Annotated in this window: 16 protein-coding genes; 1 reads left to right on the top strand and 15 read right to left on the bottom strand. The window is 35.8% G+C overall.

The genetic code is table 11. The annotated features are described in order from the left end of the window. Nucleotides 1-34: 34 nt before the first annotated feature. The 4 genes from SNE38_RS09925 to SNE38_RS09940 all read right to left on the bottom strand — a co-directional run bounded on the left by SNE38_RS09925 (nucleotide 35) and on the right by SNE38_RS09940 (nucleotide 5,098). Nucleotides 35-1,303, bottom strand: a complete 1,269-nt coding sequence (locus SNE38_RS09925) for an OFA family MFS transporter (RefSeq protein ID WP_336046427.1) — start codon at nucleotides 1,301-1,303, stop codon at nucleotides 35-37. Between the two features lie 328 nt (nucleotides 1,304-1,631). Beyond that, nucleotides 1,632-2,375 (bottom strand): DUF4230 domain-containing protein, encoded by a 744-nt coding sequence (locus SNE38_RS09930; protein ID WP_336046428.1) that lies wholly within the window; start codon nucleotides 2,373-2,375, stop codon nucleotides 1,632-1,634. A gap of 732 nt (nucleotides 2,376-3,107) precedes the next feature. Then, a complete protein-coding gene (locus SNE38_RS09935) occupies nucleotides 3,108-4,778 on the bottom strand; it encodes a sodium:solute symporter family protein (protein ID WP_191704147.1) in 1,671 nt (556 codons plus the stop codon). Nucleotides 4,779-4,795: 17 nt separating this feature from the next. Next, nucleotides 4,796-5,098 carry a DUF4212 domain-containing protein gene (locus SNE38_RS09940; protein ID WP_191704148.1) on the bottom strand — a complete coding sequence of 101 codons (303 nt, stop codon included), beginning with the start codon at nucleotides 5,096-5,098 and terminating at the stop codon, nucleotides 4,796-4,798. 684 nt (nucleotides 5,099-5,782) lie between these two features. On the opposite strand from SNE38_RS09940, the gene SNE38_RS09945 reads away from it, so the two are divergent. Next, entirely contained in the window at nucleotides 5,783-5,926 is a 144-nt protein-coding gene (locus SNE38_RS09945) for a hypothetical protein (RefSeq protein WP_191704149.1), read from the top strand. 298 nt (nucleotides 5,927-6,224) lie between these two features. Here the strand turns inward: SNE38_RS09945 and SNE38_RS09950 are convergent, their stop codons facing one another. The 11 genes from SNE38_RS09950 to yycF all read right to left on the bottom strand — a co-directional run bounded on the left by SNE38_RS09950 (nucleotide 6,225) and on the right by yycF (nucleotide 16,432). Continuing rightward, nucleotides 6,225-6,956, bottom strand: a complete 732-nt coding sequence (locus SNE38_RS09950; protein ID WP_191704150.1) for an ABC transporter permease — start codon at nucleotides 6,954-6,956, stop codon at nucleotides 6,225-6,227. Next, entirely contained in the window at nucleotides 6,956-7,687 is a 732-nt protein-coding gene (locus SNE38_RS09955; protein ID WP_336046429.1) for an ABC transporter ATP-binding protein, read from the bottom strand. Before SNE38_RS09955 ends, SNE38_RS09950 begins: the two co-directional genes overlap by 1 nt. 4 nt (nucleotides 7,688-7,691) lie before the next feature. Then, entirely contained in the window at nucleotides 7,692-8,096 is a 405-nt protein-coding gene (locus SNE38_RS09960) for a helix-turn-helix transcriptional regulator (RefSeq protein ID WP_336046430.1), read from the bottom strand. A gap of 494 nt (nucleotides 8,097-8,590) precedes the next feature. Next, nucleotides 8,591-9,070: a 23S rRNA (pseudouridine(1915)-N(3))-methyltransferase RlmH gene (rlmH, locus tag SNE38_RS09965; RefSeq protein ID WP_191704153.1), complete on the bottom strand. Its 480-nt coding sequence runs from the start codon at nucleotides 9,068-9,070 to the stop codon at nucleotides 8,591-8,593. 90 nt (nucleotides 9,071-9,160) lie between these two features. Further along, nucleotides 9,161-9,325 (bottom strand): CxxH/CxxC protein, encoded by a 165-nt coding sequence (locus SNE38_RS09970; protein ID WP_191704154.1) that lies wholly within the window; start codon nucleotides 9,323-9,325, stop codon nucleotides 9,161-9,163. Nucleotides 9,326-9,487: 162 nt separating this feature from the next. Beyond that, nucleotides 9,488-10,780 carry a S1C family serine protease gene (locus tag SNE38_RS09975; RefSeq protein ID WP_191704155.1) on the bottom strand — a complete coding sequence of 431 codons (1,293 nt, stop codon included), beginning with the start codon at nucleotides 10,778-10,780 and terminating at the stop codon, nucleotides 9,488-9,490. Nucleotides 10,781-10,937: 157 nt separating this feature from the next. Next, nucleotides 10,938-11,726, bottom strand: coding sequence for an MBL fold metallo-hydrolase (locus tag SNE38_RS09980; RefSeq protein WP_336046431.1), 789 nt, complete (start codon nucleotides 11,724-11,726; stop codon nucleotides 10,938-10,940). 12 nt (nucleotides 11,727-11,738) lie between these two features. Continuing rightward, nucleotides 11,739-12,575, bottom strand: coding sequence for a two-component system regulatory protein YycI (locus SNE38_RS09985; RefSeq protein WP_191704157.1), 837 nt, complete (start codon nucleotides 12,573-12,575; stop codon nucleotides 11,739-11,741). Next, nucleotides 12,562-13,884 carry a YycH family regulatory protein gene (locus SNE38_RS09990; protein ID WP_191704158.1) on the bottom strand — a complete coding sequence of 441 codons (1,323 nt, stop codon included), beginning with the start codon at nucleotides 13,882-13,884 and terminating at the stop codon, nucleotides 12,562-12,564. Before SNE38_RS09990 ends, SNE38_RS09985 begins: the two co-directional genes overlap by 14 nt. Continuing rightward, nucleotides 13,881-15,716: a cell wall metabolism sensor histidine kinase WalK gene (gene walK, locus SNE38_RS09995; protein WP_191704159.1), complete on the bottom strand. Its 1,836-nt coding sequence runs from the start codon at nucleotides 15,714-15,716 to the stop codon at nucleotides 13,881-13,883. The genes SNE38_RS09990 and walK overlap by 4 nt, the downstream gene beginning before the upstream one ends. Before the next feature lie 5 nt (nucleotides 15,717-15,721). Next, complete coding sequence (gene yycF / locus SNE38_RS10000; protein WP_191704198.1) at nucleotides 15,722-16,432, bottom strand: response regulator YycF; 711 nt, start codon at nucleotides 16,430-16,432, stop codon at nucleotides 15,722-15,724. Nucleotides 16,433-16,634 lie beyond the last annotated feature (202 nt).

Genomic DNA, 16,634 nt, shown 5'->3' on the forward strand with positions numbered 1-16,634 from the left:
ATTTCTCTTTTTTACTTTTATATTTATCTTAGACCTACCCTATTACCATTTCTTCTTTCTTAATAAACTCTTCATTTTCCAAGTTTACTTTTTCAGGCTTTACAACGAATATACTAATTAAAGTTGCAAGTGTGAACAAAGCCATAATTACGTATAATACCATGTCATAGGATTGTGTCTTTTCCAGAATAAATGCACTTAGCTGGTTCCCTGACAATCCTGCAAATGCCCAAGCTGATAAGGCTAATCCATGCACAGTTGAAATACTGTCTAAACCAAAACGGTCAGATAACAGTGGCGGTAAAGATGAGAACCCACCACCATAACCTGCATTTACGATACACAGTAAGGCAATAATAAGAATTGCCATAGAATTATTAATCCCATTAGACACAACCGTACATAAAATAATCCCAATGGAAGAAATGAATATAATTTTATAGATGGAGTTACGATCTTTTAAACGGTCACCCCATGAAGAGAAAGCAATTCTTCCACCTGCATTGAAAATAGCTGTTAATGAACTAACTAAACCAATTGCTCCAAATCCAATGAATGCTAAGATACCTTTTTCTTGTGAAATTAATGCTAAGCCGCATGTAATATTGATATAGAACATCAACCAAATACCGATAAACGTTTTATTCGTTAATACTTTTCTATAACTAAAGCTTTGCATTTGTATACTTTCTTCTTCATATCCTGCTGGTTTCTTTAAAATTAAGTGTCCAATAATCATCATTACTAAATAGATTCCTGCCAAAACGTAAAACATTGTATAGATATTTGTTGGATTTACTAAAATCCCCTCATTGTTTCTTTCACCAAGTAACCTTTCCATTAACGGACTAGCAATGACCTTTGCTAAACCAAAACCGGCAACAGCAAGACCAGTCGCCAATCCTTTTTGCTCTTTAAACCAAAGCATCAGGGTTTTTACTGGTGTTAAATAGCCTATTCCAAGTCCAATCCCCATAACAACTCCATAAGAAATATAAATACCAATTAATGACTTTTGATAAATAAAAAAACCTGTTGCAGCCATCCCAACGACAAAAAATATGGCAGCCAGCAATGACGACTTATGAATATCTCTTTCAACAAATTTTCCTCCAAAGGCCGCAGACATTCCCAAAACAAAAATGGCTATGCTGAATGCCCATTCCACTTCACCAACAGAATTTCCAATGTAAGAGGCAATATCTGCCTTGAACAATGACCAGCAGTATACCGTACCAATACTACAGTGAATCAATAAAGCTGGAATTACAGCACGCATCCACTTATTTTCAAACTTCTCCACAATAAAAACTCCTTCATTATCCCAACAACCTAAAAACACGAACATTAAAAACTAAATTATATTATACATTCGTGTTTCGTTTAAAAATATCGTTATAATAATTAGTTTTTAGGATAAATGTTATTTAATTACGAAAATTAATAAAATGATTATATAACATCTTTACACATAAATGAATAGTAATTGTTATATTAAAAACATTTTTTCTAAGAAAATTTAGAAAAGTCACTTTAAATACTCTTTTTTATTCGCAATAAAAAACAGCCTAATTATATTAATTAGACTGTTAAGAAGTGTTTTAAGAAGTTCCATTATTTGAAGTACCACTTTAATTAAACGTTATTTTCACAGTATAGCCTAGGTTGCTAAAGAAACCCTTGAGAACTTTCTCCGCACTTTTTTCTGCTGATTCTAATAAGCCTATTTCAATAGCCTTATCTTTAATCTCCTTCTGCGCTATTGCTGCAAGGTCAAATCCTTCATTCCATTTTACTTCTCCACGAAATAGTCCTTCGTCAGAGAAAGTTTTAACTTGATCCATCTGGATTGCTGGATCATGTATAAGCGTTGCCCGTGGCAGAACGATTTCTAACTCTTTTTTATCATCATTCACCTTTATATCGTCTGAAGTTATACCTTTAAGATCCACTCCTGCAATGACTGTAGCAGGAACAATTAATAACAGCTCTCTCTTTGTACCTGGCAAATTGATAGCAATGTTATTTCCGAAGAGCTTATTATCCTCTTCCTCAATAGTTACTGTTACATGAGCTTCAGCAGTTGCAAGCGTTGCTAATTCCTGGACTTGTTCTATAAACACTGTACTTTCATTTTTAAATGTACTTCCAAAAAACAACCAAGTACTTCCAAACGTGAGGGCTATGAGTAGCAATGCAATCAAGAACATCTTTAATCCCCAAAATTTAAATAGGATCCTAAATAATGTTCCTGAAATATTGGTGTTTCCTCTATTTTGCCCTACAACGGCAGTAGCTGCACTTTCTTCATCGCCCTTTTTTAGTTCCTCTAATACTCGCTCAATTTGTATTAATGCTTCATCTTTTTTACTCATAGCATTTCCCCCTACTCTTTTACCCTAATGATGTATGTATAGTAATCTCATATTTTTAAGGTAGGTGAATTTTATGAGTTTAGCAAGTTATATCCATAAAATCCATTCAAATCCTATAAAGGCTAAAAAGCATAGGCTTATACACAGAATACATAATTATTTAAGATTTCACAGATTACTATGCTATATTGAATAAGTAGAAACATTACTAATAATTGTTGACACTGAAAATGTTAATTTATGATAGCCAAATAAGCATTATTGGGTGCCAAACCCATTAGAGTTCTTCAGGAACAAAGAATTCTACCGCAGCATCTCCTTGTGAGATGCTGCCTTTTTTATTTCCGCAAGAATTTCTTATAGCTATCAATAAAGTAGGTTAATGACATACATATTCCCGGGTGCTAATCTCCAAGTTAATCAGTCTATAAAAACGAGGTTAGGCAAAACCAAAAAACACCATTTTTCTCAAAGAGAAAAATGGTGTTTTTTTACTGTCATAAAATTGATTTCCATTCCAGAGACGCTTTTCACGGGTGTGGCCTAAGCCTGTAATCTCAGGCCTCACGGTATTCCCGTAGGAGTCCCCCTTCATTCCAATCAATTTCATAAGATATCAGTTTCTTATTAAGAGATTTCGACTATTCTAATGGAATTTCCACTTCTGTCCTAGCCTCATTTTGAAATTCTAGCAATTCTGTACAAAAGGTGATGAACTGCCCCCCTCTGATTTTATTGATCTTTCGATGAGCCATCGTTTAAATAAACTTCACCATCTTTATAAGTCATTTGTTCAGGATAACGTAGGTTTATAACTGCATCCTGAAGTTCTTGTGAAGGTGGACGGGTTGAAAGTGACACAATGATATTAGTAGCGAAAGCAGCTATTGCCCCGAAAATACCAGCACCTGTATCGATAATTCCTAATATCGTAAATCCACCATACTTCGCACTAAAAATGTAAACAAGTGTCACAGTTAAACCGACAAGCATACCAGCCATAGTTCCTTTTGCATTCGCTCGTTTCCACCAGACGCCCAATACAAGTGCAGGGAAGAAAGTACCTGTAGCAAGCGCAAATGCCCATGCGACAATTTGTGTAATGGCACCAGGTGGGTTCAATGCAATAATTCCAGCTAGTAATGTTGCAACGACAATTGAAATACGACCTACAAGTAGACGTTTTTGTTCAGAGGCTTGAGGATTGATGATCCGATAATAAATATCATGTGCAAACGACGAGGAAATTGAGATCATCAAGCCACCAGCAGTAGATAACGCAGCCGCCATTGCACCTGCAGCCACTAATCCAATAACAAATACACCTAGATTTGCGATTTCAGGAGTAGCCATTACGACAATATCATTAGCGATTTTAAGTTCAAGCCACTGAAGAATGCCATCACCATTCGTATCGACTATCCCTAATTTTCCTGTATCAATCCATGATTGAGTCCAGGCCGGTAACTCCGCAATCTTTTTACCAGCGATTTCCGTCATTAAAATGAAACGGGCAAAGGCTGCATAAGCTGGTGCACTAAAATATAAAAGTCCGATAAACACTAGTGCCCATGCACCTGACCAACGCGCTGCCTTCATAGTCCCTACCGTATAAAAACGGACAATAACATGGGGAAGTCCGGCTGTACCACACATTAATGTAAACATGAGCGCTAAAAATTGCCACTTGGTTCCATTTGTAAATGGCGCAAAGTATTCTGAGATTCCGAGCTCTCGGTCAAGTTCGCCCATTTTTGTTACAATTTCACCATAGGAAATCCACGGTAAAGGATTACTCGTTAATTGTAATGACATAAAAATAACTGGTACTAAGTAAGCAATAATTAAAATAATGTATTGTGCTACTTGTGTCCAAGTAATACCTTTCATCCCACCAAATGCTGCATAAAACGCAATTAACACAACGCCAATCATTGTTCCTATTTTTGCATCAATTTCAAAAAGGCGTCCGATTACTACACCAGAACCTGATAGCTGTCCAATGGAATACGTGAAGCTTATTATTATTGTACATATAGCCGCTATTATTAGTGCTGCCTTACTATTAAATCGGTCTCCAATAAATTCAGGTACAGTAAAGCGCCCGAATTTACGAAGCTGTGGTGCAAGTAATATCGTTAAAAATAAATACCCACCAGTCCATCCCATAATATAAGCTAATCCATCATAGCCAAGTAGCATGATCGTACCGGCCATTCCGATAAAGGACGCGGCACTCATCCAGTCTGCTCCGATTGCCATCCCATTAAAAATAGGAGGAACTCCACGGCCAGCAACATAGAAATCAGATGTTTGCTTTGCAGTATTAAATACTGCTATCCAAATATATAAAGCGAATGTACTTAATATAATCACCAGTGACACTAAAAATTGACTATCCATTATTCAGCCCCCTTCCATTAGTGATCTATCATATTTTTTGCGCCTATTTCTTTATTGCGTTCATCATCAATCCCATACTTTTTATCAATTTTGTCACCGACAATCGCATTTACAAACAGTAAAACAATGAAGGTAAACAATGCTCCAATTGCTCCCATAAAATAGTGGAATGGGAATCCTAAAAATTGAATTTCAGTCAATGAGTCTGCAAACGCTACCACGACATAAGACACAAGAAACCAAATAGCAAAATAAACTAGCATGTACCTATTTTTCTCACGGAAATAAGCATCAGCAACTTTTTGATCAACCTTTTTCATTCGGACCACCTTTCTTCATAAATTTATTTCAGATCAAAAATGAATTGAAGCGTTTCCATTAAAGGAAGCGGGACCAACAGTACTTTGACTATCATTAAAATAACTAGTGCAGCTACAGGAAAGCTAAGTGCAATAAAACGTTTTTTTATTAGTGCATAGGTAAGGCAGCAAATAGTAAATAAAATAAAGAACAGCAGCAACTAAACACCTCCTATAATCTCAACGTTTTCTAATATATGTTGGAAATGATCCGGATAAAACGAATATGAAGTAAAAAACTCCTAGACAATTGGCTCAAAAAAAATAAAAAGATTACTTAAGACAAGTAACTAAGTAACTATTGACAATATGAAAACCACCTGAAACGATGACAAATCAACGTCTTAGATGGTTCTTTTAAAAACTACACTTATTTATGATACGGTTCACCTTTCCTAGTTTAAGTGCAATTATTATTTATCCTTAATCCCTCTTAAATTCACTAAAAAAAGGATTAATGCTACCTGGTAAGCTGCCATGCCAGCCATTCAAGTAGCATTCTTTGTTGTGTGCATAATTAGTAACTTACAGTTATTTTTTAAATCTAATAACCTTTAAAAATAAAGAATAAAATTAGCCGTTCTGAACAAATTAAATTTGACTCTGTCGCATAGTTTTGACTTATAAAATGGAGGTGAATGATTGATGGCTAAGAAGAGTAAAACAAGTTTTACAAAAAGAAAAAAGCCGAAAAAAGATATTAATCATCGTGAAGAGTATTCCAAAGAGTTTAACCAAGTGATTCATAATAATCCTCCACAAGAAGTGACAAAGCACAGAGGCATATAAGAGAAGCTTTAGTCCGATTCGACTTAGAACTTGGACTAAAGCTTTTCTCACATCGAAAAAAAGGTTTGGGATTCTAATGGACCTGAACTTTCTTAGTTCTCTAGAGGAAACAGGCTGTTTGCATTTTAATGGTCCTACAACAATTTGCTATTTAGGTCACGACTAAGGCAACACCGATATTTTTTTTCAAATAATAAAATACTTGTCATTTCCTCTCTTATTTCAATAATTTAAATTAACAGAGCTGTTAATTTAAATAAAAAAACCTACGTTTAAGTAACGTAAGTTTGATTAACTATTAATTTTGCTGAATTTTATATTTGAAAATAAAAATCGAAAGACTAAAAAGGACAGCTCCATAAACTACCACAACATATAAATGGGGAAACATTGCGCTAAAGTCTTCTGCTACAATTGATCGAACTAAATCAACAGCGTGGACGAATGGTAGAGCATAAGCGACTTTTTCAAAGGCCCCCCCAATTAACGATACATCGAACCATGCGCCAGATAATAGTGCTGTCAAGTTCGTTAACAAAGCTCCACATAAGCCTACTGCTGCCTTTTCGCTAAATAAGGTGCCGCATAATAGTCCGATTGCTATGAAAATAGTAGATGTAATTAGTAAGGCTATAAATGCAAATACATGGTTGAAAGATAGTTCCAAACCTAAAAAGTAAGCTGTTATAAAACAAGTAATACTTTGAAGCACAACAATTATCCCTAAAGGAAGCGTATAACCAATAATAAAATCACTTGCTCTCATAGGAGTAGTTAGCAATCTTATTAAATAGGAAGTAGAACGGTCTTTCGCTAACGTTTGTGCTGCAAATAAAGCAATAAAAGAAAGGCTAAATACTGCGATGCCAGGTGTTAAATGTTCAATATTAAAAAGTGCTTCTGGAACATTGCGATTAATCGCAGTTAAAAGCAACAGTAAAATGATTGGAAAGGCTATACCAAAAAATAATGAAATCGGGTCGCGTACAATTTCTTTCGTACAACGTCCAGCAAAGACAAGAGCCCTCATTATAATTCGCCTCCTGTTACGAAATGCACAAATGCATCCTCAAAGTTTTCTTTACTTGCTGTTATAATGAGCTCGTCTACTGTACCAAGTGCCTTTATTTCGCCATCCTTCATAATACAAATGCGATCGCACAAGCTTTCTGCTTCTTCTAAATAGTGCGTAGTGAGTACAATTGTAGTCGTATCTCTCAGTTTATTAATCATTGCCCAAAGTTCACGGCGGCTAATGATATCTAACCCTAAAGTTGGTTCATCTAAAAATAAAATTCGAGGATCTGCAATTAGAGCCATTGCAATGCTTAACTTTCGTTGCCAACCACCGGATAAATTCTTACCACGTTGATGTTCGTAAGGCTGTAGTGAAAACTGGCTAATTAAAGCCTCCGTTTTTTCAATGGACTTCTCCTTTGAAAAACCGTGAATGCGTGCCATTAATAGTAAATTTTCACGTACAGATAAATTTGGTGCAATGGACGTTTCCTGAGGGGAAACAGCGAGTAATTTTCGAATACTTGGTAACTCTTTACTAAGCGAATGCCCAAGGACAAGCGCATCTCCTGTAGACGGTTTTGCTAGGCCACTTAGCATATTTAGAAGTGTCGTTTTACCAGCGCCATTTACACCAAGGAGTCCGAATAGTTCACCTTGGTTAATCGTAAGTGTCATAGGAGAAACGGCAACTTTTTCTTTAAAGCGTTTTGATAAACCTTGAAGTTCAATTGCAGCATTCATTAATTTATTCCTCCTCTTTTTGCTGAGCTTTCACCATATCTAAAAACTGTTGAATCATTTTTTCAGGTGCTAACGCCAACCCACGATCCTCATCTCCTATAATAACGACTGAATCACCTGGGTTAATTTGAAAAATTTCACGGGCTTTTTTCGGAATTACAATTTGGCCGCGTTCCCCTACTGTTGCTGTCCCAAAAAAATGCTGGCCTTTCGGTGGAATATCTACACCCGTTTCTTCTGAGTTATGGTTTACTAATGCATCTAAGGTTACTCCGAAGAAATTGGCAATATTCATACTATGGTGTAAATCTGGTGTCGATTCGCCTTTTTCCCATTTTGCAATTACTTGACGTGAAACATTTATTTCTTGGGCTAATTGCTCTTGAGTTAGATTACGACGTTTTCTCAACGAGCATAAATTCAAATTAATCATACTTTTCATCCTCTCATAATTAATTATAAACACTACTTTGATAGTAAATCTACCAACGGAGCATAACATTAATGTTATCATTCGTAGCGTAATGTGATATGAAAGTAGATGTGATGGATAAATAACATATTCTAACAAATCGCAAAATTTTTAGACATTAGCTCTGTTAAAACTGAATGTTGAAATAAAAAGCGCTAGCCTCCGTTACGGCTAGCTACAACTATTTAATAAGATGAGTAATACTACTACACCTGAAATACTGAATAAACATCATCTCAGATGGCCATTTTATAGATCCATACTTACTTAAAGCACAACCTTTGTTTCGTTAATCGCCAATGTATTACCTTTGAAATTTTTACTTTGCGAAGGTGGATTTTTCTAATTTTTAGAGGTGGAAATTTTTGATGAAAAAAAGCCATCAAAACATTCATTTTTCAATGCTTTGATGACTTTCTTAAAAACTGCACTTATTTATGGTACGGTTCACCCTTAATAATTCTGAAACTTCGATAAATCTGTTCTACTAATACTAGCTTCATCAATTGATGAGGTAACGTCATCTTCCCAAAGCACAACTTTTCATCCGCCCGTTTCAGTACATCGGAGTGAAGTCCTAACGATCCTCCAATGACAAAAGCCACTTTACTTTTTCCATATGTCATGAGGGATTCTAAATCAGCGGCCATTTCTTCACTAGTTTTCATTTTGCCATCTAAAGCGAGCGCAATAACATATGTCCCCTCATTAATTTTCGCAAGGATGCGCTCACCTTCTTTACGTTTGACGATTTCCATATCAGCTTCGCTCAACTGTTCTGGTGCCTTTTCATCTGGTACCTCTACTAAGTCCACCTTTGCATATCCGCCTAAGCGCTTTACATATTCTTCGATACCCATCTTCAAATACTTTTCTTTTAATTTACCAACTGAAATGATTGTTATATTCACAGCTTATCCACCTTTACACTCCATTTACAAACAAGTTATCCACAAAAGTTATGCACATATCCACAACAAAAACCTATATATTGTGTAAAGTTATTTACTTGATACTATATATGTTGCTTGCTCTTCACAATAAGAACAAGTTGTTGATAACTTTTCATCTTCTGTTAAAAAATCCATCGTTGGAAATTGTTCGGTCTCTGCTACAAGCATATCTAAAGCGTGATCTATATGGGTTTCACAGCTAAATTTTTTCATATTCAATCCTTCTTTCTTTTCTGAAATTTCTAGAAACTTATTCACAATTTTTAAATGTTATCCACAATCCATTGTAACAAACAAAAATTGGGTAGAAAAGAAAAGCCTTTTCTTCTCTACCCATTGTGTATAAAATAATTCTAATTTTTAGTTATCCACAATTTATAATTGTGCATTTTCTACCAATTCTAATTGTGCTTCAACAATTTTTCCTTCACGGTACACTTTAATCTGCAATGTATCCCCAATTGTTTTCTCGTTATATAAGTGCTTTCGCAGCTCAATTGAATTTTCAATTGTTTGTCCATCCATCTCAACTATGACATCATATTGCTGTAAGCCCGCTTTATCCGCAGCAGAACCGCGCACAACTTGTGAAATGACAACCCCATTCTTCACTTCTTCTGGCAATTGTAATGTTTGTTGCTGATAATAAGCAGGTACTTCAGTTAAATCTACCAATGAAATACCCATAGTCGGGCGTTGAACTTCCCCGTGCTTCTCTAATTGTTCGATAATAGGTAGTGCCGAATTAATCGGAATTGCGAACCCTAAACCTTCTACAGAAGATTGTGCAATTTTCATCGAATTTATTCCTATTAAATCTCCCGCGATATTAATTAGAGCACCGCCGGAGTTACCTTGGTTAATCGCTGCATCTGTTTGTAAAACTTCAGTAGACCAGTCTTCTACACCATCTTCATTTAGATCGACTGGTACAGAACGATCCTTCCCTGAAATAACACCTGTTGTTACCGAGCCATAAAATTCTAAGCCTAATGGATTTCCGATTGCAATAACTGTCTCACCTTGTTTTAATACATCGGAATCACCAAATTGCGCCACTGTTTCAATTCCTTCACTCGGAATAGAAATAATCGCCAGGTCTGTCCAAATATCCGCCCCTACAAGCTGAGCTTCAACTTTTTCGCCATCTTCCAATGTTACTTCAATTTGCTCTGCACCATCTACAACATGGTGATTCGTAACAATAAATGCAAATTTCTCTTCTACTTTATAAACAACTCCTGAACCACTACCCACAGCTTGAGCTGTGCCGGTGCTTTGGTTCCAGAAGTTTGGTGCAACTTTTTGGATATTTGTTATCCCTACTACAGCACTCGATACTTTTTCAACTGCATTTGTAACATCGGTCGTTACTTCAGTTGCAGTTTGATTAATTGTTGAACCGGATGATTCATTTGAAATGGAGTTTATTTCATTTGAACCTGGCAACTGATTAGCAAGAGAAGGTAAGAGGAGCCATAATAATAAAGCACCGACAACAACACCGCTCAGTCCCGATATAAAGTAGCCAAATTTACTGCCACTTTTATTTCTTTTATTTTTTAGACGTTGCTGTCTTTCTTCCTCTTCTCTTTTTAAACGAGCTTCAAGCTCTGAAATATGATTATTTTGGACTTCTTTTTTTTCATCGTCAGGAAAATATCCCATCGTATTCATCCTTTCATTACTTTTCTTACTCATAGCATACACATTTAACATTAAAATTAGATGAAAATTGCATAAAACCTCCTTAAAAAATTGCAAAGTTCCATTAAAAAAAGGTGTGCTGAAAGTATTCACTTTCAACACACCTCTTTACTCATATTTATACCATCACAAGCTTGGTAGGTTCATTTGCATCAGTATCATGTAAGTGCAAATATTCTCCCGTTATAATGCCACAAGACTGTAATGTTTGTTCGACACTCATACGAGCTAAATCTTTCATATTATTGTCTTTACTTAAGTGGGCTAAATAAATCTGAGTCTGTTTTTCCGCAACAACATCTGCCATTGCTACAGCAGCATCCTCATTCGAAACGTGACCGACATCAGATAAGATACGTCGTTTAATGTTCCAAGGGTATTTACCCATTTGCAGCATACTCACGTCATGATTACTTTCAAATACATAGGCATCTGCTGCTGCAATATATCCTTTCATACGGTCACTTACATAGCCCGTATCAGTAATGACAACAAGTTTACGGCCATTATCATGGAATGTATAGAACATTGGATCCGCAGCATCATGTGACACGGCAAACGATTGAATATCAAGACTGCCAAAAGTTTTTATTGTTTCCATATCAAAATCGAAGCATAAATCTGTTGGAATTGTACCAACTAAACCATCCATTGCAGTCCATGTTTTTGCATTAGCATATACCGGTATATTGTATTTACGTGCAATGACTCCAAGACCTTTAATATGGTCACTATGCTCATGCGTTACTAAAATACCTGATAAACTTTTCATATCACGATCTATATTAGCAAACAGTTGCTCCATTTTTTTTCCGCTTAAGCCTACATCAATCAAAAATGAATGTTCATCATTTTCTACGTAGACTGCGTTCCCTGTACTGCCACTTGCTAAAACGCTAAATCGCATTGTTAAAACTCCCTACTCTTCCAAATCCTCTGTCTCTTCGACGATTTCGGATAAATCATTTTGTAATTCCACAATCTTTCCTTGTACTGCATTTACAAAATGTATTTCTTCTTGTCCATCTTTTAGCTTCACACGTACTTCCCAAGTAGGCGCAAAAACCTGAGTTTGTGTTAATTGGACAATTGTGGAATAGCCAATATTCATCTCTAAAATTTGAGAATCTGGTTTTAATAAATTTTTATTATCTAAGATCTGCAAAACTTGTATTGCCGTTAGTAAATTTTGTTGTTTATCTAACTTCTCATGTTTTTCCAGCATTGTTTGCTCATACGCATACACACGATTTTCATCATCCCAGTAAATTTTTACATAACCACGTACATTGTAATACAGTGTTAAGTTATTTACCTTCTGGAAAAATGTAGCCTCTCTTTTTTCTTCATCAACATTCCATAATACATAGGAGTCGCCTTCTTGTACATTATTGTAAAGAAATTCAAGAAATGGATTCCTGCCACCGTTTTCCTGAAGCTTAACTGGCTTTTCCATCGTCACAATTAGCTTATTTTCATTTTCAATTTGTGTAAATTGATTTGCGGAATACGGTATTTCTGCCGGTGAGAATTTTTTGATTTGCCCAGAATAGTAAGCTGCACTTTCATTGTTATTTGGAAGTGCTATATACGTAATATTATCTTCTTTCAAACGCGCTTCAATTTTTTTCGTCGTTTCTCCTAAAACCTCAATTAGTTGACCTTCGTTATAGCTTTCTAGATATTGCGTATATAAAAAGAGATTCAATATTAAAAACACCCATATAAAAATAGATTTCGTTCTACTCCAATCCATCTATAATCCCCCCTGTACGCTCGGGTGATATGTGTGTCCACTCATTGTTCGAAATGGTAAACCAACTAGGTTCTAAAATGAACGCTTCATCTTGCGCGAAATAATAGCCAACAACAACTTCATCAATATCTTTAAATGAGTCATCCGTATTTCGAATATACTCGATTACTTCCTCACCAGATACCAATTCTTTCTGTTCTCTATAGACTTCGCCTTCTGTTGCGATAGAATAATAAGGACGTCGATAGCGGAAAATGCGATTTTCACCCCATGTTGTTATAATGCGGGTTGGGGTTGTCGTCATATTACTATAAATCGGCAATCCATGTAAAAACAGTTGATATTCCGTTATATGCTTTTCTATATTCATCGAAGAGAATCGATAGTCTCCTGTAAATCCACCATGATCATTTATATAATCAAAGCTATCTTTAAGTAATTTCGATGATGGAATGGGCACAATACTTTCTGCAGGCGGGTACACATAATTAAGAATGCGATTCTTAGTATCCACCGTCATTAATGATGTATCATCTGTATACCTATCCGAATATTCACTTTCAATATTTCGCTGTACAATTTTCGGTTGTGTAAAAACAATTGATTTAAATAAATTTGGGGAAATCTCCTGTATTAAATACGTATAGCGTGTCGATTGAATCGGATTTTTTGAGACATACAATGAGCGTAATGAATCTCGTTCTATTTCTACATATGGACTATAATCTTTAGCAGGCTCAATTACTTCTGTCAAAAACTTGTCTGTATTTACTATATCTGCATATGTTCTATATAATATCCGTTTTTCTGTATTCAAAAAGAGCAGTTGTAACTGATTGTTCGTTTCTAATGTTGACCAGTCCAAAATTAGGCGAGTAAAGCTTGCTCCCGGTATAGCCTTATCATTAAACGATACAACATTTGAAAAAACCTGTAACGGTAACTCCTCATTGAAAAACATCGTGACACGATTATTTGTTCTTATAATTCCATTCATTTTTTCATCAGATAGATTGGTATTAATTAAATCAAGCTCACTCGTTTCCCAAGTTCGTAAATAGCTGTAGAGTTCATTTAAAACACTTGGAGATACCGTACCGAAAAATTCGTCATTTTGCCGGTACAGCAGTCGATAAGGCTTTAATACATCATTCAATTCCTTTTGTTGACCGACCATAACTTCCTCAATCTGTGTTTCTTCTATTAACCCATAGTCGGGCTTGTAGTTCCAAATAAGAAGCGTAAAGATAATACTGAGCAAAACGAGGAATGTTAATAAAATTGATTTTACTTGTTCAACATATTTCATTCCCAATCCCCCGCTTCATCCAATTCGTATGGCAAAGTGAAGAATATCGTAGTACCTTGTCCTTCCTCACTTTCTGCCCAAATTTTCCCGCCATGTGCTTCAATCATTTCACGCGCAATTGCAAGTCCTAAACCAGTTCCGCCCATCGATCGTGCACGTGCTCGGTCTACACGATAGAAGCGATCAAAAATCCGTGCTACATTTTCCTTTGGAATTCCCATCCCGTCATCCGAAATCATGACGCGAAGCATATTATCATGTACAGTAAACCCGAAACGGATATAACCACCGTCTGGAGAATATTTCAATGCATTTGAAATAATATTATCGATTACCTGTGTCAGCTTATCGGTATCAATATCTACAAAATAACTTTTCTCTGGAAGTAAACGGATAAACTCTACATTTTGTGACTTCGACATTTCAAAGCGATCAATAATTTGTGTGAAAAACTTATTAAACTCTACAAATCCTAAATTCAATTCATACTCTTGGCTATCCATTTTAGAAAGCTGTAATAAATCATTTACTAAACGAATCATACGCTCAGTTTCTGTTTGTGTAACATTTAAAAACGTTGGGGCAATATTTTCATCACGCCAAGCTCCTTCTGCCAATGCTTCTAAATAGCTTCGCATTGTTGTAAGTGGTGTCCGTAGCTCATGTGATACGTTCGCTACGAATTCCCGCCGTTCCAGATCAATTTTCTCCTGCTCAGTAATATCATGCAATACGGTAATTAAGCCATTCACAAAGCCCGTTTCTTTTTGAATAACAGAGAAGTTGGCTCGTAAAATATACGGTGCATCACTCATGCTAAAATCAAGATTTACAGGCTCTTTCATATGAATTAAATCTTCAAAACTATATTCCTGATCCAATCTTAAAACAGAAGCAATTGGACGGTTTAAAGTAGATTCCCGTGTATCATGAAGTAAATCCAGAGCAGGCTCATTAATTAATATAATTTTCCCTTTGCGATCTGTTGCAATAACCCCATCTGTCATATTACTAAGAACACTTGCCAATTTCCGACGTTCAGCTTCTGTCGTAGACTGTGCTTCTTGTAGGCGATTAGTCAAATGGTTAAAAGCAATCGCTAATTGACCAATCTCATCTGTTCCGTATACACGTACTTTTCGGGAATAATTTCCTTTTGACATCGCTTGCGCCTGTTTTCGCATATCGGAAATGGGTCTTGTAATCGTTCGTGCAACAAGTATTCCTAAAATGATTGTAATAGCCAGAGACATTGCAATACCAGCAGCAAAAATACGGTTTATTTCATTTAGTTGTTCATATACTTTTTCAATATTAGATTCGACATATATAGCACCTCTTACTTCCCCATTTGGTCCCACTGTATCGGTTATGGGGAATGCAAGCAGCCAGACTCGCTGCCCTGTATCACGGTCCAGCGAAATACTATCCCATAACGTTTCGGCGGACATCGCTTTACTTATATTATCTTCATTTGCCCGTTGCCCCACAAGCGCCTGATTATTAGCGTCCGAAATAGCTAGAATACGACTGCGATTATTAACAACAATAATTTTGTTAATATCCTCGGTAGAGACTTCCTGTAAAATCGTTTTTAATCTCAACTCTATTGAAGGTGCCATATCATCCACTTCTTTAATCATTTCTTCGCGGATACTGTAGTGAACAAGCTCAATTCTTTGACGGATGGAATCTTGGAAATTCGTTTTTAAATTCGTCTCAAGCTGCTTAGAAAAATAGATCCCAATAATTTGAAGAGCAATAATTATTAAAAGTACATAGATTAATACAAGCTTTACATGAATCGATTTGAAAAAGCTTACTTTTTGCATGTAGTCTACTCCTGTTCAGGATTTCGTAAGTAATAGCCGACTCCCCGTCTTGTTACAATCCATAATGGATGACTCGGATTATCTTCTATTTTTTCTCTTAGACGGCGAATTGTTACGTCTACTGTACGTACATCACCAAAGTAATCGTAACCCCATACAGTTTGTAGCAAGTGTTCACGCGTCATTACTTGACCGATATGTTTTGCTAAATAGTGCAATAATTCAAATTCACGATGCGTTAGCTCTATTGATTCATCACGCTTTAAAACTAAGTATGCATCAGGCTGAATTGTCAATGAACCTACAACAATATCATTTGATTCAGCTTGCGCTTCCTCTACTTGAGCAGGTACATTTAATCGGCGCATATTTGCCTTCACACGGGCGATTAGCTCCCGCGTACTAAATGGCTTCGTTACATAATCATCTGCTCCCATTTCAAGACCTAACACCTTATCAATCTCCGAGCCTTTTGCCGTTAGCATAATAATAGGAAAATCATATTTTTTACGGACTTCACGACATACTTCCATTCCATCACGCTTTGGAAGCATTATATCCAATAACATTAAATCTGGCTGCTCTTCTTCTACTCTTTGTAGAGCCTCGTCTCCATCGTACGCACAAATTACACGATAGCCTTCTTTAATTAAATTAAACTGCAAAATATCTGCAATTGGTTTCTCATCATCTACAACTAAAATTGTTTTATCAATCATCTATATACCTCTTTCCTAAATAAATTCTATATAAAATGAAAAGTAATGTTTATTTTTACTATCATTACTCTATCACGGTTTGCGATTTGATGCATTATACAGATGTTTTCCATAAATTATTTTCCAGGAAATATTTTTAAATTTTTTCCGTATTTTAGTTCTATTCTCTGAAAGTGCTGTAATAATTGAAAAAAGTGTG

It is taken from the genome of Solibacillus ferritrahens, assembly GCF_037027585.1.
Lineage (GTDB): Bacteria > Bacillota > Bacilli > Bacillales_A > Planococcaceae > Solibacillus > Solibacillus ferritrahens.